Source organism: Ruegeria arenilitoris, assembly GCF_013035425.1.
In the GTDB taxonomy this organism is placed as follows: Bacteria; Pseudomonadota; Alphaproteobacteria; order Rhodobacterales; family Rhodobacteraceae; genus Ruegeria; species Ruegeria arenilitoris_A.
Genome location: NZ_WQHX01000007.1, coordinates 244,954 through 261,738 on the forward strand (window position 1 = coordinate 244,954; position 16,785 = coordinate 261,738).

15 protein-coding genes are annotated in these 16,785 nt (G+C 51.6%); 9 read left to right on the top strand and 6 right to left on the bottom strand.

Annotated elements, in window-relative coordinates; translation table 11 throughout:
• Window positions 1-116: 116 nt before the first annotated feature.
• Window positions 117-1,121 carry a GlxA family transcriptional regulator gene (locus GOV45_RS18670; protein WP_170480592.1) on the top strand — a complete coding sequence of 335 codons (1,005 nt, stop codon included), beginning with the start codon at window positions 117-119 and terminating at the stop codon, window positions 1,119-1,121.
• Here GOV45_RS18670 and GOV45_RS18675 read toward each other — a convergent pair.
• Entirely contained in the window at window positions 1,118-2,215 is a 1,098-nt protein-coding gene (locus tag GOV45_RS18675; protein WP_170480595.1) for a PQQ-dependent sugar dehydrogenase, read from the bottom strand. The two genes, GOV45_RS18670 and GOV45_RS18675, sit on opposite strands and share 4 nt — an antisense overlap.
• 167 nt (window positions 2,216-2,382) lie before the next feature.
• On the opposite strand from GOV45_RS18675, the gene GOV45_RS18680 reads away from it, so the two are divergent.
• From GOV45_RS18680 to GOV45_RS18705, 6 genes are all read left to right on the top strand, one after another.
• The gene (locus tag GOV45_RS18680) at window positions 2,383-3,564 is read left to right on the top strand and encodes an ABC transporter substrate-binding protein (RefSeq protein WP_170480597.1); all 1,182 of its coding nucleotides are present in this window, start codon (window positions 2,383-2,385) and stop codon (window positions 3,562-3,564) included.
• A gap of 124 nt (window positions 3,565-3,688) precedes the next feature.
• Window positions 3,689-4,477: an ABC transporter ATP-binding protein gene (locus GOV45_RS18685; protein ID WP_170480599.1), complete on the top strand. Its 789-nt coding sequence runs from the start codon at window positions 3,689-3,691 to the stop codon at window positions 4,475-4,477.
• The gene (locus GOV45_RS18690) at window positions 4,474-5,316 is read left to right on the top strand and encodes an ABC transporter ATP-binding protein (protein WP_170480601.1); all 843 of its coding nucleotides are present in this window, start codon (window positions 4,474-4,476) and stop codon (window positions 5,314-5,316) included. The genes GOV45_RS18685 and GOV45_RS18690 overlap by 4 nt, the downstream gene beginning before the upstream one ends.
• A gap of 409 nt (window positions 5,317-5,725) precedes the next feature.
• The gene (locus GOV45_RS18695) at window positions 5,726-6,736 is read left to right on the top strand and encodes a branched-chain amino acid ABC transporter permease (RefSeq protein WP_170480603.1); all 1,011 of its coding nucleotides are present in this window, start codon (window positions 5,726-5,728) and stop codon (window positions 6,734-6,736) included.
• Window positions 6,733-8,103 carry a branched-chain amino acid ABC transporter permease gene (locus tag GOV45_RS18700; RefSeq protein WP_170480605.1) on the top strand — a complete coding sequence of 457 codons (1,371 nt, stop codon included), beginning with the start codon at window positions 6,733-6,735 and terminating at the stop codon, window positions 8,101-8,103. Before GOV45_RS18695 ends, GOV45_RS18700 begins: the two co-directional genes overlap by 4 nt.
• A gap of 190 nt (window positions 8,104-8,293) precedes the next feature.
• Window positions 8,294-8,548, top strand: coding sequence for a hypothetical protein (locus GOV45_RS18705; RefSeq protein WP_170480607.1), 255 nt, complete (start codon window positions 8,294-8,296; stop codon window positions 8,546-8,548).
• 48 nt (window positions 8,549-8,596) lie between these two features.
• Here GOV45_RS18705 and GOV45_RS18710 read toward each other — a convergent pair whose 3' ends face one another.
• Entirely contained in the window at window positions 8,597-10,144 is a 1,548-nt protein-coding gene (locus GOV45_RS18710; RefSeq protein ID WP_170480609.1) for a helicase HerA-like domain-containing protein, read from the bottom strand.
• 445 nt (window positions 10,145-10,589) lie between these two features.
• Between GOV45_RS18710 and GOV45_RS18715 the strand changes: the two genes are divergently transcribed.
• A complete protein-coding gene (locus tag GOV45_RS18715; RefSeq protein WP_170480611.1) occupies window positions 10,590-11,204 on the top strand; it encodes an invasion associated locus B family protein in 615 nt (204 codons plus the stop codon).
• Window positions 11,205-11,257: 53 nt separating this feature from the next.
• Here the strand turns inward: GOV45_RS18715 and GOV45_RS18720 are convergent, their stop codons facing one another.
• Genes GOV45_RS18720 through GOV45_RS18735 form a run of 4 tightly spaced genes read right to left on the bottom strand, consistent with a single transcriptional unit; the run spans window position 11,258 to window position 15,491 of the window.
• Window positions 11,258-12,466, bottom strand: coding sequence for a beta-ketoacyl-[acyl-carrier-protein] synthase family protein (locus GOV45_RS18720; protein ID WP_170480613.1), 1,209 nt, complete (start codon window positions 12,464-12,466; stop codon window positions 11,258-11,260).
• Between the two features lie 7 nt (window positions 12,467-12,473).
• Window positions 12,474-12,731, bottom strand: a complete 258-nt coding sequence (locus GOV45_RS18725) for an acyl carrier protein (RefSeq protein WP_170480615.1) — start codon at window positions 12,729-12,731, stop codon at window positions 12,474-12,476.
• A gap of 47 nt (window positions 12,732-12,778) precedes the next feature.
• Complete coding sequence (gene lpxD / locus GOV45_RS18730; protein WP_170480617.1) at window positions 12,779-13,855, bottom strand: UDP-3-O-(3-hydroxymyristoyl)glucosamine N-acyltransferase; 1,077 nt, start codon at window positions 13,853-13,855, stop codon at window positions 12,779-12,781.
• A gap of 34 nt (window positions 13,856-13,889) precedes the next feature.
• Window positions 13,890-15,491: a L,D-transpeptidase family protein gene (locus tag GOV45_RS18735; protein ID WP_170480621.1), complete on the bottom strand. Its 1,602-nt coding sequence runs from the start codon at window positions 15,489-15,491 to the stop codon at window positions 13,890-13,892.
• A 348-nt stretch (window positions 15,492-15,839) separates the two neighbouring features.
• Between GOV45_RS18735 and GOV45_RS18740 the strand changes: the two genes are divergently transcribed.
• Entirely contained in the window at window positions 15,840-16,409 is a 570-nt protein-coding gene (locus tag GOV45_RS18740) for a YcbK family protein (protein ID WP_170480622.1), read from the top strand.
• Window positions 16,410-16,785: the final 376 nt, after the last annotated feature.

The following is a 16,785-nucleotide window of genomic DNA, read 5'->3' on the forward strand; positions in this document are numbered from 1 at the left end:
AGAGTGACCATATCCCTTTTGCGCCTCTTGACGCCGCAAATAAGCTTTGAGCATGGTTGCGGGCAGACCAGCCGCCGCCAAATTCACGGCGCGCTCCGAATCAAGGACAGTTCGCCATGCAAGAGCAACGCCAAGTTGTCACTGTGGACAGCAACACTGACAAGCCAAAAAACTTTGTGTTTGTTTTGTTGGAGAAGTTTTCGCTTCTGTCTTTTGCATCGGCTTTGGACAGCTTGCGCATTGCAAACCGAATGGCCAACCGCGAGCTTTATACCTGGCAATTGGCCGCCGAAGGTGGCGAAACTGTCAAATGTTCGGCAGGCACGACGTTCACCGTCGATTGCGATCTCGTCGAACTACAGCGTGACGACGTAATTCTGATTTGTGGTGGCGTTGACGTACAGGCCGCCACCACCAAGCGTATTCTGAACTGGATACGACGCGAAGCACGCAAGGGTCTTAGGATCGGCGGTCTATGCACAGCAGCTTATACCTTGGCCAAAGCTGGGCTGCTGGAAGGCAAACGTGCGACAATACATTGGGAAAACTCAGACAGTTTTGCTGAAGAGTTTGACACTGTAGAACTTACGAAATCTGTGTTTCAGATCGACGGAAATCGAATGACCACCGCTGGCGGAACCTCATCCATTGACTTGATGCTAAAGCTAATTGCGGACGATTACGGCGAGGATTTGGCCAACGCGGTGGCAGATCAGATGATCTATTCCTCTATTCGTACTGACCAGGACACACAGCGTCTGTCCACGCCAACTCGAATTGGTGTTCGCCACCCCAAGCTCAGCCAAGTCATTCTCATGATGGAAAAGAATATCGAAGAGCCGATTTCCCCTTCTATCCTGGCCAAGGATGTAGGAATGTCGACCAGACAGCTTGAAAGGTTGTTTCGTCGTTACCTCAGCCGCTCGCCCAAGAGGTATTATATGGAATTGCGTCTGCATAAGGCACGAAATCTACTTATGCAGACGGATATGAGCGTCATAAACGTGGCACTGGCCTGCGGTTTTGCCAGTCCGTCGCATTTTTCGAAATGCTACCGTGCACACTACAACACTACGCCATATCGCGAGCGCGGTGCGCAAAGCGGAAGGTTATCTGTCTAACTCGCTGGCACCATCCGGTATATCGCGCCCTGCCCGACAGAAATAAACCAAATTGAACCGTCTGGTGCCTCTACTATATCCCTGACGCGCTCGGTTTCCGGGCCTTTGATCTGCTCGACCTCTCGCAAATTGGATCCTGACAGCCGGGCGATATAATCGAATTTGAGCGATCCCACGAACAGATTGCCTCGCCACTCTGGCCACAATTTGCCCGAGTAAACCACTAAGCCCGACGGCGCTATTGATGGATCCCAATAGTGTTCGGGTTGTTCCATGCCCGGCTTAGATGTGCCTTCGCCGATTTTGTCGCCGGAATAGTGGACACCGTAGGAAATTACCGGCCATCCATAATTTGCGCCCGGCTTGATCCGGTTCACCTCGTCTCCACCGCGCGCGCCGTGCTCGGACAGCCAGAGGTTTCCCCGCCCGTCAAGGCCAGCTCCCTGAGGATTTCGATGACCATAGCTCCAGATTTCAGGTCGTATATCTGATTGACCGACAAATGGATTATTCGCTGGCACCGTTCCATCGCGATTTATGCGGATAACTGTACCCATATGATTTGACCTGTTTTGAGCCTGCGGTCTGTCACCGCGATCTCCAATCGTTACGAACAGTTTCCCGTCTGGAGCTTCAACGACCCGCGATCCGAAATGGCGCCCGCCGCTACCGCCGGGGACTGCTTCAAAAATCACACGTGAATTTGTAAGGCGATCACCAGCTTCTGACAGACGAGCAACAGCCAAAGCCGTTCCTGCACCTCCTTTTTGTGGCTTGGAAAAAGTCAGAAAAATCTCGCGGGTTCGTTGGAAGTTTTTTGCCACAGTAACATCAAGCAAACCGCCCTGCCCGTTCGCGGCGACTTTTGGCGCTCCTTTCACGCGCCGTGCCTTGCCTTTGCTGACGTACAGCAAGTCTCCATCCCGTTCCGTTACGAGGAACGATCCATCCGGCAAAATCCCGACTGCCCAAGGTGTGTCCAGACCTTCAGCCACCTTTGAAACTTGTACGGGGCCGGCTGAAGTTTGCAAAACATCGGCGCTGAGCGATCCAGCCCAAAGGCAAAGAAATACCGTTGCAAGGAATTTGGACATGATGCCGCTCCATCATTTGACACGTGACAGCGGGAACAACCGCTATCCCGATAAAACAGATAGGTTCCTAATCAGAGAAAACACAGTTTCGTTAGTACTTTTCTTTTTCCGATAGCTTGCCTAGGGTCTTGCTCAGAACAAAAAAGTTCAAAACAGGGAGTAACCAAATGAAAAAGCTGCTTACTGCAACTGCAGCAACCGCATTGCTGGCCGGTTCGGCCATGGCCGAGGATGTCACGCTTGGCGTTCTCTTCGGTTTTACCGGCCCGATTGAATCACTTTCTCCAGCCATGGGAACTGGTGCCGAACTGGCGATGGCCGAAGTAACAGAGTCCGGCAAACTTTTGGATGGCGCCACCGTCACAAGCATGCGCGCAGACACCGGCTGTATTGACAACGGATTGGCAACAGCGAACGGCGAACGCATGATCGCGGAAGGTGTCGCAGGCATCATCGGGGGCGATTGCTCGGGTGTTACCGGTGCAATACTTCAGAACGTGGCGATACCAAACGGCATGGTCATGATTTCACCCTCAGCCACATCACCTGGTCTGTCGACCATGGAAGATAACGGGCTGTTTTTCCGCACGGCACCGTCGGACGCACGTGAAGGTCAGGTCATGGCCGACATCCTGCAGGATCGCGGGATCAATTCGATCGCGTTGACTTATACAAACAATGACTACGGCAAGGGTTTGGCTGACGCTATTCAAACGTCTTTTGAAGCTGTCGGTGGTGAAGTCACGATTGTTGCTGCCCACGAGGATGGCAAAGCGGACTATTCAGCAGAAGTTGGCGCTCTTGCGTCTGCAGGCGGCGACATTCTTGTTGTTGCAGGTTATCTTGATCAGGGCGGACTGGGCATCATTCAATCAGCGTTGGATAGCGGAGCTTTTGACACATTCGGATTGCCCGGCGGTATGATCGGTGACTCGTTGCCAGCCAACGTCGGCCCCGACCTCAATGGATCGTTCGGTCAGATTGCTGGTTCGGGTGGCGAAGGCGCAGAGAAATACTTCGCTATGGCCGAAGCCGCGGGATTTGACGGTTCATCGCCGTACTCACCGGAATCTTATGATGCAGCAGCGCTTTTCATGCTGGCAATGCAAGCGGCGGGTTCGACAAACCCAGCGGACTATGTCGGCAAAGTGCTGGAGGTTGCGAACGAACCCGGCGAAAAGATTTATCCGGGTGAACTGGCCAAGGGTCTAGAACTACTGGCTGCCGGACAAGACGTCGATTATGTCGGTGCATCTGGAGTCGAATTAATCGGCCCCGGTGAAAGTGCTGGCTCCTACCGTGAGATCGAAGTGACAGACGGTGAAAACAAGACCGTTAACTTCCGTTGATCCCATTCAAATATGTATAAAGCAATCAGCCCGGGCCTTGCTCCCGGGCTGATTCAATGAAAAAAGACTGCACTTTTTGGGGATGGAACAAAAACAACGCCGACAACGGCGGCTAGGGGATAAGATGATCGTCGTTGAAGACGTGCATAAGCATTTCGGCGGTTTCCACGCAGTGGACGGGGCGACACTGGAGATCGAAAAGGGCTCGGTCACGGGCCTAATCGGGCCGAACGGAGCCGGCAAAACAACGCTGTTTAATGTCATCGCCGGGGTGCTGCCGCCCACAAGCGGCAAAGTGTTTATGGATGGCGAAGATATTACCGGCTTGCCTCCGCATGACCTGTTTCACAAGGGCTTGCTGCGCACGTTCCAGATCGCGCATGAATTTTCGTCGATGACTTGTCGGGAGAACCTCATGATGGTTCCTGGCGCGCAATCGGGTGAGTCACTTTGGAATACTTGGTTCGGACGCAAACGTATTGCTGACGAAGAACGCGCTTTGCAGGCCAAAGCTGACGAAGTGCTGGAATTTCTGACAATCGAGCATCTGGCCGATCACAAGGCCGGTCAAGTTTCTGGCGGGCAAAAGAAGTTGCTGGAACTGGGTCGCACCATGATGGTTGACGCCAAAATCGTATTTCTGGATGAGGTCGGCGCAGGCGTGAACCGCACTCTGCTGATGACAATTGCAGACACGATCCTGCGTCTTAACAAGGAACGCGGTTATACTTTTGTGGTCATCGAGCATGACATGGATTTTATCGGAAAAATCTGCGACCCCGTCATCTGCATGGCCGAAGGCAGAGTACTGGCCGAGGGAACGTTAGATGAAATAAAGGCGAACGAACACGTGATCGAAGCCTATTTAGGTACAGGTCTGAAAAATAAAGACAAGCTGGAGGCCCATACATGAGCCGCAGCTCTAGTGACAACCCTTATCACGATGATAAGGGCAACAAGGACGCCTCGATCACCAACAAGGCCGGGATCGGAACCATGACGCCCGCGTACAAAAAAAGCGGGCCTGTCACCAAGGTCGAAGGTGGACCCTTTTTAATCGGCGATACTATGACAGGCGGCTACGGCAAGGGGCCAGATATACTTCACGACTGCACGATTGCGGTCGACAACGGGGAAATTGCGGTCATTGTCGGCCCGAACGGAGCAGGCAAATCTACTGCGATGAAAGCTGTTTTCGGAATGCTGGATGTTCGCGCCGGATCTGTGCGGCTGGACGGTGAGGATATAACATCGCTCACCCCGCAAGACCGCGTTATTAAAGGTATGGGTTTCGTACCGCAGACCCAGAACATTTTTACCTCGATGACCGTCGAAGAAAATCTGGAAATGGGCGCATTCATTCGCCGGGACGACATCTCTGAAACGATGGAACAAGTTTTTGAGCTCTTCCCGATCCTGCGCGAAAAGCGTAATCAAGCTGCTGGGGAGTTGTCAGGGGGCCAGCGCCAACAAGTCGCCGTCGGCCGCGCACTGATGACCCAGCCCAAGGTTCTAATGTTGGACGAACCGACCGCTGGCGTATCCCCTATCGTTATGGACGAGCTGTTCGACCGGATTATCGAAGTTTCGCGTACAGGTTTGCCGATTCTAATGGTCGAACAAAATGCCCGCCAAGCACTTGAAATCGCAGACAAAGGCTATGTGCTTGTGCAAGGGCGCAACGCCTACACCGGTACAGGCAAGGAATTGTTGGCTGATCCCGAAGTACGCAAGAGCTTTTTGGGGGGATGAAATCAATGGCCTCCAAAAGTTACTTTAGATTACCTTTGGAACGTTCTCTATTTTTTGTTCCAAAGTTGCGTCGCTTTACAAAATTCCCAAGCGAATTTTTTAGTCGAACGTATATCACCCTGATAGACCATTTGACGACTAGAGTCTCTAATTTGCGCAAGATTTCATTTAAATCTATTTCTTGGCATTCCAGAAACAATAATTCCCAATGTTTGAGAAGTTCCCCATGGTCCACAAAAAATCTTAGAAAATCTTCAAGCAAGATCAACGCTCCTTTTGACATTGCGACCTATCAGGTCGATGAAAAAGAAGCGCACATCTTGCGCGCTGATGCGGTTAAAGTACGAAATGTGGGGCCTTCTTTCAACCCCGCGAAACAATATTTTCGAAAAATTTTGAGGCAAATCTGATGGACTTCCTCAACGCCCTTGTCGCGCTCTCCAACTTTGTCATCGTTCCCGCGATTGCCTATGGCAGTCAACTGGCGCTGGGTGCGCTCGGAGTCACGCTGATTTACGGCATTTTGCGGTTTTCGAACTTTGCGCATGGTGACACGATGGCCTTTGGCGCGATGATCGCAGTTTTGGTCACTTGGGGATTCCAAGCAGCCGGAATTGGATTTGGCCCTCTTCCCACGGCGCTGTTGGCTTTGCCTTTCGCCATCTTGGGTTGCATCGTTTTGGTTCTTATCACAGACCGAATTGTTTATCGCTTCTACCGCGAACAAAAGGCTAAGCCCGTGATACTGGTGATCGTCTCGATGGGCGTCATGTTCATCATGAATGGGCTCGTGCGTTTCATCATCGGCCCTGATGATCAAAGGTTTTCCGACGGCGCCAGATTTCTGATTTCTGCGAGGGATTTCAAAGCCATAACTGGCTTACGCGAAGGCCTTGCAATCAAAACGTCTCAGGGAATTACTGTCATCGTGGCTGTGGTTGCAGTTGCTTTGTTGTTCTGGTTTTTGAACAAAACGCGCACTGGAAAATCCATGCGCGCCTATTCAGATAACGAAGATTTGGCGCTGCTATCCGGTATCAACCCTGAACGGGTCGTGATGATAACTTGGATAATAGTCGCAGCGCTGGCAACGACTGCTGGAGTACTGTATGGGCTTGATAAAAGCTTTAAGCCGTTTGTCTATTTTCAACTCCTGCTGCCAATCTTCGCTTCGGCCATAGTAGGAGGATTGGGCAACCCAATAGGCGCAATCGCAGGCGGCTTTATTATTGCATTTTCAGAAGTAACAATCACCTACGCGTGGAAGAAGGTACTCACTTATCTGGCACCAGAGAGTTTGGAGCCGTCAGGATTGGTGCAATTGCTGTCTACCGATTACAAGTTCGCCGTTAGTTTTGTGATCCTGCTGATCGTCCTTCTGTTCAAGCCTACAGGCCTGTTTAAAGGAAAAGCGGTATGAGCGAGACGACTAAAAACGCGTTTCTGTTCGCGATCGTCGGCGCGCTTATTCTTGTTACAGGCGTGCTTCAAGGATGGAATGCTGCAATCCTCATTCTGAACATGGGTTTGATCTCGGCCATCATGTCAATCGGAGTGAACCTTCAATGGGGATTTGCTGGTTTGTTCAACGTGGGTGTCATGGGTTTTGTCGCTTTAGGTGGCTTGGCAGTGGTCCTTGTATCGACACCGCCTACACCAGGAGCCTGGGCTGCAGGAGGCTATGGCGTAGTTCTGTCTCTTTTGCTAGGTGCTGCAACTGTTGTTGCCGCGGTCATGATTGCCAAAAAAGTTCCAAAGGGTCGTGCACAGACACTTTCAATTATTGGTGTTCTCGTCGTCGGTTTCTTTGTTTATCGGGCGATTTTCGATCCCAGCATTGCTGCAGTCGAAGCTATTAATCCAGCAGTTGAAGGTAATTTAGGTGGGATGAACCTACCCGTACTTTTTGCCTGGCCTGCAGGAGGCTTGTTAGCGGCGGGGGCTGCTTGGCTGATTGGAAAAACGGCGTTGGGTCTACGGTCGGACTACTTGGCTATTGCGACACTTGGTATTGCCGAAATCATCATTGCGGTCCTAAAAAACGAAGATTGGTTGGCGCGTGGCGTCAAGAATGTCTATGGAATACCACGCCCGACACCCATTGTGGGTTACGAAGTAGATCTTCAGCAGGATCCGGATTTCATCGCCCGGGCAGAATGGTTGGGGCTGGACCCGGTGACGGCGTCGACCTTGTCAGTAAAGCTGGGTTATTCGCTGCTTTTCGCAGTTATTCTGGTAATTTTACTGTGGATGGCCCAGATGGCGCTGCGCAGTCCTTGGGGCCGGATGATGCGCGCGATCCGCGACAATGAAGTCGCCGCCGAAGCCATGGGTAAGGATGTAACCCGCCGCCACTTGCAGATTTTTGTACTGGGTTCAGCAATCTGCGGAATAGCCGGCGCAATGATGACGACGTTAGATGGACAGCTTACGCCCGGAGCCTATCAACCGCTGCGCTTTACATTTTTGGTTTGGGTGATGGTTATCGTTGGCGGATCGGGGAACAATTTCGGTGCTGTCCTCGGGGCTTTCGTCATCTGGTTCCTTTGGGTGCAGGTCGAGCCGATGGGCGCGTATGCCGCAACTTTGATGCAAAACGGGTCAGCGTCACTGCAAGCTTCCCTTTCCGAGAACTCGTCTGGTCTGTTGCAATCCATCGCTTCTGGTCTTGTTTTAATGAGCGACCACATTCAAGCGAATGTTCAGCACATGCGGATGCTTACAATGGGTTTGATTTTGCTGATTGTACTTAGGTTCAATCCAAAAGGCCTGATCCCGGAAAAATAGTCCTGACCAAGAGGTTAAAATCGCACACCGCGCTGTAAACACGGTGCGGTTTCTTGCACGAAAGGTAAAAATTTTATAAACGCTTTCTCTACTGCTCACGCGAGAGAACAAATCGGATCATCATGTATGGATTGATTGGAAGATTTGGAGCAAATCGAGTGACAACGATTACTGAAGGTTGGTGACTGAAATGAATATCCCATATAAATTCGCTACCCTGACAGTTCCGTTAGTTGCCGTTTTATCCGGGTGCATACCGACACCCGAAGACCTTGAAACCACGCCGGTCACGGTTCAGACCCCCAAAGGCGAAGTTACCTGTCAGCTCTATCGTCAAGACCGTGTCTCGTGGGACCGGGCAATCAATTTTCCTGCGACAAAGATGTCGGTGCCCGAGGCGGATGCATATTGCAGACAAGAAGGCCAGCGTAGACTTAAAAATTAGTTTCTTGTCTTGCGCTGAATTTCTGTGGCGCTGACACCAATCCTTGACTTAGCGGTTTTTGAACAAACTTCCCAGAATTCCTCGAACCATGCGCCGTCCGGTCGTTCCTTTTAGTTCTTTTATGACCGCCTCACTCATCGCAGACGCAAACGTGTCTTTTTTTCGCGTCGTGCGCGCAGTTGACCGACCAACACGGCTACCGGAATAACGTCTGGCGGCGCTAAACTCTCGTTCCATTGGTGATTGGTTTTCAATGACTTCGTCTGCTTCGGCTTGTTCAGCGGCTTTTGCAGCGGCACTCGCGCGGGCTTGAAGAATTTCGTAGGCTGATTTTCGATCTACTGGGATTTTGTATTTGCCCGCCATTTCGGAAGCGGCCATCAGAGCCTTGCGTTCACTTGCGCTAATCGGCCCCAATTGCGATCCCGGCGGTCGAATAAGGGTACGTTCGACAATACCTGGCACCCCTTTTTTTTCGAGTAGCGAAGTCACCGCCTCTCCCACGCCTACCTCGCGAATGGCCGTTTCTGTGTCAAAACTCGGGTTTTCCCGATAGGTTTCGGCGGCCAACCGCAAATTTTTGCGATCCTTTGCGGTAAAGGCACGCAAAGCGTGCTGAACTCGATTACCAAGCTGTCCCAAGATATCCTCGGGAATATCAGCCGGATTTTGTGAGATGAAATAAACGCCCACGCCTTTAGAGCGGATAAGGCGCGCAACCTGTTCGACCTTGTCGACAAGAATCTTGGGCGCATCATCGAACAGCAAGTGAGCTTCGTCAAAAAAGAAAACCAGTTTGGGCTTGTCTGGATCACCAACCTCCGGCAATTCCTCAAACAATTCGCTAAGCAGCCAAAGCAGGAAAGTGGCGTAGAGCCTGGGTGCTCCCATCAGCTTGTCCGAAGCAAGGATATTCACCATGCCCTGACCGTTTTCGTCTTTGCGCATCAGGTCGGACAAATCCAGTGCGGGTTCACCAAAAAGATTGTTGCCGCCCTGATTTTCCAGAACTAGCAAGCGCCGCTGAATGGCACCAATGGAGGCGGTTGAAACATTGCCGTACCGAAGCGATAGTTCCTCGCGGTTTTGGCCGATCCAAACCAGCAGAGATTGCAAGTCCTTGAGATCCAAGAGCGGCATCCCTTCTTCGTCTGCTACCCGGAAGGCAATATTCAAGATACCCTCTTGTGCCTCGCTCAACTCCAGCAGGCGTGACAACAACAGCGGTCCCATCTCGGTTACTGTAGTGCGGACTGGGTGCCCTTGGTCACCAAACAAATCCCAGAAAGTCACAGGGCAGGCAGCGTAGCTAAACGTGTCGAACCCGATCCGAGCAGCGCGTTCAGAAAAAGCCTGATGCAGTTTGTGCTCGTCACTACCGGCAAGAGCCAACCCGGAAAGGTCACCTTTGACGTCGGACAAAAAAATAGGAACTCCGGCCTGCGAGAAGCCTTCGGCCAAAATCTGAAGTGTCACTGTTTTACCGGTACCGGTCGCCCCGGCAATCAGCCCGTGTCGATTGGCATAGTTCAAAGCCAATCCTTGTGGCTGGCTGTAATCTGCTCCCGCGCCGCCTAAAAAGACCTTATCGTTCATTGATAACTCGCCCCTGCTTCCACCGATCTTTCCAAAGCATATAAAGTTAACCTTTAAGTGCGATAGTCAATCTGCTTTCCATGTGGGTTTTCTGCGGGGAAGCAAACTTCCTCCCTGTCGACTGGCCGTGCCTTAGGGCACGGCTTTTTTAGGTTTCGACTGCTTATCACCCGATTCAGATCACTTTTTTACGTTAACAGTTGACCACCGGGTTCCCCTCTCGTAACGTCGCGCCATAACTAAGTCGGCCAGTCCGACGGGGAGAAACCAAACAAAAAGGGAGCCGATCAAACGGCTCCCTTTTTTGTTGGGCGGGATCGGCAAAAAATTGACGAATTAGGCGAAAATACGATCAATTTCAGATGTTCTAGTCGGATTAAACCTGACACGGTAAGGTTGGGATGCTAGATGGAAAAAAAAGCTGGATCAGCACAACGAGGCATTCATGATCAGGAAACTTGTTCCACTAAACCTGTTGGCAGCCACCCTTTGCTGTGGCGCAGTGTTCGCCCAGGAAACAACTGAAGCGCAGCCGACGGAATCACCACAAGCTGACAGTGGGCAAACAGCCCAAGGCGATCTGGATTTAGGCGAAACTGGCCCGCGTATTGGTGAGCAATACGTCGAAAAACAATCTGGCGACTGGGAAGTATCCTGCATAAAGACTGAAAGCGGCGATGATCCTTGTGCGTTGCGCCAAATTCTAACGGGCCAACAGGGCCAACCGATTGCTGAAGTTACTATCGAGAAGTTACCAGAAGGAATCGCAGCGGTTGCCGCCGCAACGGTTATCGTCCCTCTGGAAACCCATATCCCGTCGCAACTTGCTGTTTCTGTCGATGGCGCCCCTGGCAAACGCTACAACTATCACCACTGCAACCCAGTTGGATGTATCGCTCAACTCGGATTTACCGAAGGCGATGTGGATGCAATGAAGGGCGGCAACAAAGCGATTTTGTCGATTGTGTCGGTTCTTGCGCCCAACCAGGTTTTGGAAATCGAAATGTCGCTGGCAGGATTTACATCCGGGTTCGATGGCTTGACCCCGAACCAAAACTAATCTTCGATCGAATTGTCGAACACCGCCGTTTTGAATTCGGCGGTGTTTTGTTGTCAAACTCGTTTAAGCGCAAGAACCGCGTTTAGGCCACCAAACGCGAACGCATTGCTAAGCGCCACGTCAACACTTGCTTCTCTCGCCTCATTCGGCACCACGTCCAGAGCGCATTCTGGGTCCGGTTCCTCATATCCGATAGTGGGCGCAATAACACCATCACGCACAGCCATGATACACGCCAACAGCTCGACTGCTCCAGTTCCACCGATCAAATGACCATGCATAGATTTGGTCGAAGAGATCATTAGTTCATCCGCGTGCTGACCAAAGACATCGGCAACTGCCGAACACTCGGTTTTATCGTTCGCAGCGGTTCCTGTTCCATGTGCGTTTATGTAGCCAACATCACTAGCGTTCAGACGTGCATCTGACAAAGCGCCTGCCATAGCGCGCGAGGCGCCTTGTTTGCTGGGCATCACGATGTCGGATGCGTCCGAGGACATGGCAAAACCAACGACTTCGCAAAGAATATCAGCACCTCTAGCACGGGCATGTTCGAATTCTTCAAACACGAAAATACCCGCACCTTCGCCTTGCACCATGCCATTCCGGTTTGCGCTGAAAGGGCGACATGCATCCTTGGACATAACACGCAGGCCTTCCCAGGCTTTAACCCCGCCAAAGCATAGCATCGATTCAGATCCACCAGTGACCATTGTTGGTGCGGCACCACTGCGAACCATTTGAAATGCCATCGCCATCGCATGATTCGAAGATGCGCAAGCTGTCGAAACGGTGAAACTTGGCCCTTTTAGGTTATACTCCATTGAGACATGGCTGGCTGCGGCGTTGTTCATTAACTTTGGAACGACAAAAGGATGCACCCTGTTTTTTCCGTCCTCATAGACCGACCGATAGTTGTCGTCCCAAGTGGATACACCGCCGCCAGCAGTTCCCAGAACGACTCCGGATCGAGCTGCAAGTTCACCATGGAAAACGAGCCCGGATTGTTCGATAGCCTCTTTGGTTGCCGTCAAGGTAAACTGCGTAAAGCGATCATACAGCGTCATCTGCTGCCGATTGAACCGACCTTCGGCCCCAAAACCGCGAACTTGGCCACCGATTTTTATGGCCAGCCTTTCCACATCGCGAAATTCAAGCTCTGAAATACCACACCGACCTTCGCGCATTGCTTCGAGTGTATCGGGAACCGTGTGGCCCAGCGAGTTGATGGTACCAGCACCCGTGATGACAACGCGTTTCATGCGAGTGTCAGACCTTTTCCGACACGAGTTTTTCAATTCCCGCGATAATGGCGGAAACATTCGAGATATCGAAGTCGCCGGCAGTTGGCTCATTTGCGTTGAATGGCACGGTGATATCGAATTCTTCCTCGATTGCAAAAATGCTTTCGACCAAACCCAGGCTGTCGATACCTAAATCTTCTAACGTGCTGTCGGGTGTTACATCGGATGGCTCCAGAACGGCCTGCTCTGCAATTATTGCTATGACGCGGTCGCTGATGCTCATGTCGTTCCCCTGATTATCGCGTTGGGGATGATTTAATCACTTGGAGGCTATTTGAAAACAGCCTTTTTGATAGCCGCAACGTCCCGTGCCAACCGCGGCAAACGCCGCTGCGCTTTGTAGATCTCAGTATGAGTTTCCATTTTTACAGCCGGATAACCCATAACAACACGACCAGCAGGCACGTTTGACAATATTTTTGAGCTTCCGCCAGCAATCACACCATCGCCAATAAATACATTGTCCGAAATACCACTCTGCCCACCAATAACCACATTGTTTCCCATTACGACCGAGCCAGAAAGTCCCGACTGGCCACACAGCAAACAGTCATTTCCGATCTGCGAATTATGGCCGATATGAACGAGGTTATCCAATTTCGAACCTGTGCCAATAACCGTGTTACGGACCGTTCCGTTATCAATAGTGCAGTTTGCACCAACTTCGACATCATCGCCGATTTCAACTGCGCCTAATGAATGGATTCGCAGCCAGCTCTGGGCCTTGGCGTCACCCTGATCACCCAGTGTTTTACGCGCGATTTCAACACCTGAAACCTCAGGTGTTACAAAGCTGAAACCGTCACCTCCGATGCGTGCACCGGGCTGCGCTATGAACCTATCCCCGATTTGCGACCTTGCTCCGACGCTGACCATTTCACGAAGATACGCGCCCTGACCGATCGAGGCATCCATACCGATTACGCAATGCGGTCCAATTACGGAACCCATGCCAATTTTTGCCCGTGCTCCGATAACGGACAAAGGACCAATTGAAACACCGTCTTCTATTTCGGCTGTTGGATCAATCACTGCAGAGGGGTGAATGCCTTCCGCGACGCCCTGGCCGCGGTCAAGCATAGCTGTGATACCGGCCATTGCCATGCGAGGACGTTTTACAAAGAGCGCTGCATCCAAGCCAAACCCGCGCCAATCCGCTCCTTCCCACAGCACCGCCGCACGCGCGGTGCCCGCATTCAAATCCTCGGCATATTTCGGGGCCATTGCCATCGCAAGGTCGGTCGGCCCTGCATCCTTTGGTTCGGCGGCGCGCAGAATTGTAAGATCAGTCTGACCCTCGGCTTCGACGCCAAGCGACTGAGCGATTTGTTGAATGGTGTACTGCATGGCGGGCTTCCTTATTCCAGGATTTGCCCTGTGATTAACCCTGAACGTCTGGCAGGACCACCCCTGCTTTCTGCAACGCGTCCCAGATTTTCTGATCCCGGTTGTAAACGTCGCGACGATACTGAACTTCGCCCCTAGGTCCGATATAGGCCGTGCGGTAAATCAAGTGCACCGGAACTGGTTGCTCCAGCTCGACCTTGGTTTCCTTGCCCGTATTCAGGACACCGTGGAAAAAGGCCTTTGGATCCTCTTCCTGACGGGCCAACAGAGTGTAAGCAAACTCGAAAGGATCGGCCAGTCGAATGCACCCATGTGAGAAAGCTCGAACCTCGCGCGCGAACAAACTTTTCTGAGGTGTATCATGCAGATAGATGTTGTGTTTATTTGGGAACATGAACTTTACAAGACCCAGAGCGTTGCTTTGACTAGGTGGTTGGCGCATTGAAAAGGGAAAATTGCGCGCGGTGAACTGAGTAAAGTCGACAGCCTCACGATTAACCCGGCGCCCGCTGCGATCTGTTATCTGAATATGGCCCACCGCATTTGGGTTCGCACGCAGTTTGGGCAGATACTCCTTAGTTATGATTGAGCGTGGAACGTACCAACTGGGATTGATAACCATATGTTCCATTTGGTCTGAAAACTCGGGGCTGCGGCGATCGTGTGTGTTCTTTCCAATAACAGCTCGGGTTTCAAAGGTCACGCGACCATCGTCGACGATCTTGGCTGAGAAATCTGCTTGATTGACCAAAATGTGCCGCTCACCACGCTTTTCCGGCAGCCAACGCTCGCGCTCAAGCGCGACCAAAACGGCCTTAAGGCGGTCCGAAACTGGTCTGTTTAGCTCTGCGATTGTTCCTTGGCCGGCGACCCCATCGGCTTCCAGCCCATGCGCTGTTTGAAATGCCTGAACAGCTGCGACAAGCGCATCATCAAACGTGGGGCTGGCGGTCGGCTTTAGGTAACCCATTGCGACAAGCCTGTTGCGCAACCTGACAACGTCAGTTCCTGAGTCCCCGCGTTCCAGCTTGGTATCTGGTACTTTCTGCCCCCATCCGCCTTGGGCAATAAGGTTTTCCAGCAGCATCTTCTGCTTCATCAATGCCCGATATTGAGGCGACTGTGGTGCAACTTGATGGATGTATGTATCCCCACCATGGTCTAACAGCGCCTGAAGATGTTCCTGTGACGAAAGGCGGTCCACCTCTCGCACCAAACCGCCATCAATTTGTTCGGGATTAACGGTTCCAGAATGCATGTCTTTGGCATATTTCACAAAAATGCTGCTCAACTCTGCCTCGACCGCCCCGAGATCGCGGGTGGTTTTGGCAGTTTCCATCTTGGCAACTAAACCCTGCGGATCGTATCGCCCATCGGGTAATCCATGCTGATCTGTATTCAACAAAGCCCGCACCAGAGTGGCGCGACGAACCGCGTGCTCAACGTGGTTTCCAACCCAAACGGGCTCATACCCGTTTTGGCGATAAAATGCCGCAAGGGCCGGATCCGAAGCCGTGTTTTCCGCCAAAGCCATCTGAAACGCGGTGTTGTCCGTGTCACCGGTGGCGACGGACCCTGAGATCGCAATGCATGCCGCAAGTAAAAATTTGGCAGTAGAACGTAGAACCGATTGCATAGATTGGCCTTGGTTTTTCAATAACTTGAAGGCACTCTAGAAAGCGCCCAAACCTGATACTGTTTGTTTGCTTCGAGGATGTCTATTCACAAATATATCATCGAGCCGCATCTTTGGAAAATTGATGCGTGTTTGCATCTGGTCGACTGATCCTGCCGGAAATATCGGCAAGCCTGTGTCAATTGCGCAAAAATTTGCCGAAAATTCCCCTTGGATTTCGACTAAGCGAAAGACTGCTTGGCTCACGATTCTGGCTGTGTCATAAAATCCGCGTCTGGGATGGGAAAAAATTAAGATCGCGCGCGTAACATCGTGTGCAGGCAGGAACAGTACGGGACGAAACTAGAAATGAGCAAGAGCAGTACATCGGGACTAACCCGGCGTGCCCTATTGGGTGCATTTGCCGCTACAGCCGTTGTCGCGGCACCATCCTACTCAAAAGCAGCTGGTTTTCTTCGCGGCGGTGGCGACATCCGCAGGATTCGGATGTATTCCGGTCGCACGGGCGAACGTATCGACATGGTCTATTGGGTCGATGGTAAGTACATTAAGGACGCCGTGAAAGAAGTTAACCACTTCATGCGCGATTGGCGCAATGATCAGGTTAAAGATATGGACCTGCGCACCATCGACATCATGGCTGCATCGCATAACTTGCTGGATGCAAGTGAGCCTTACATGCTGTTGTCTGGCTACCGTTCGCCTAAAACGAACGCAATGCTTCGTTCACGGTCGCGCGGCGTCGCGCGGAACTCATTGCATGTGAAGGGTCAGGCCGCTGATCTAAGGCTGTCATCCCGTTCGGTTTCTCAAATGGCCAAAGCGGCGATGTCCTGTCGTGCAGGCGGCGTCGGCCAATACTATCGATCAAACTTTGTACATATGGATTGCGGTGACATTCGTACTTGGCGCGGCTGAGCAAGCGATCTGATACTCGCGCTACTTTAAGCAAACTCAGTACTGTGCGATTGAGTTGGGCGTATTCGCACCAATTTTCTTGCGAATCTCACTGATCTCAGTTCTGAAACGTACCCCCAAGACTTTTCGCCGCGCAAAAAAATTAGGCTGCGCTATTCGGTCCCGCTCCAATGTTTTACGTGCATTTCCGAAAAATCGACCAGTCAGTCACAATGAAATGGCGCACCTGAGAAGCGCCATCAAGCTTTCCGATAAGTTCCAGTAAGTTCCTTTTTCTAAAATAGAATCAATTAATTATTGACACATGTAATCCGCTAAGGCTTGTTGCTTTCCGATAAATTCCCACTCTTTGTATGGGAATAATCGTGGGAACTTT

Coding starts and splice junctions, on each gene's coding strand:
- GOV45_RS18670 (WP_170480592.1), top strand. CDS start 117: ATGCAAGAGCAACGCCAAGTTGTCACTGTGGACAGCAACACTGACAAG.
- GOV45_RS18675 (WP_170480595.1), bottom strand. CDS start 2,215: ATGTCCAAATTCCTTGCAACGGTATTTCTTTGCCTTTGGGCTGGATCG.
- GOV45_RS18680 (WP_170480597.1), top strand. CDS start 2,383: ATGAAAAAGCTGCTTACTGCAACTGCAGCAACCGCATTGCTGGCCGGT.
- GOV45_RS18685 (WP_170480599.1), top strand. CDS start 3,689: ATGATCGTCGTTGAAGACGTGCATAAGCATTTCGGCGGTTTCCACGCA.
- GOV45_RS18690 (WP_170480601.1), top strand. CDS start 4,474: ATGAGCCGCAGCTCTAGTGACAACCCTTATCACGATGATAAGGGCAAC.
- GOV45_RS18695 (WP_170480603.1), top strand. CDS start 5,726: ATGGACTTCCTCAACGCCCTTGTCGCGCTCTCCAACTTTGTCATCGTT.
- GOV45_RS18700 (WP_170480605.1), top strand. CDS start 6,733: ATGAGCGAGACGACTAAAAACGCGTTTCTGTTCGCGATCGTCGGCGCG.
- GOV45_RS18705 (WP_170480607.1), top strand. CDS start 8,294: ATGAATATCCCATATAAATTCGCTACCCTGACAGTTCCGTTAGTTGCC.
- GOV45_RS18710 (WP_170480609.1), bottom strand. CDS start 10,144: ATGAACGATAAGGTCTTTTTAGGCGGCGCGGGAGCAGATTACAGCCAG.
- GOV45_RS18715 (WP_170480611.1), top strand. CDS start 10,590: ATGATCAGGAAACTTGTTCCACTAAACCTGTTGGCAGCCACCCTTTGC.
- GOV45_RS18720 (WP_170480613.1), bottom strand. CDS start 12,466: ATGAAACGCGTTGTCATCACGGGTGCTGGTACCATCAACTCGCTGGGC.
- GOV45_RS18725 (WP_170480615.1), bottom strand. CDS start 12,731: ATGAGCATCAGCGACCGCGTCATAGCAATAATTGCAGAGCAGGCCGTT.
- lpxD (WP_170480617.1), bottom strand. CDS start 13,855: ATGCAGTACACCATTCAACAAATCGCTCAGTCGCTTGGCGTCGAAGCC.
- GOV45_RS18735 (WP_170480621.1), bottom strand. CDS start 15,491: ATGCAATCGGTTCTACGTTCTACTGCCAAATTTTTACTTGCGGCATGC.
- GOV45_RS18740 (WP_170480622.1), top strand. CDS start 15,840: ATGAGCAAGAGCAGTACATCGGGACTAACCCGGCGTGCCCTATTGGGT.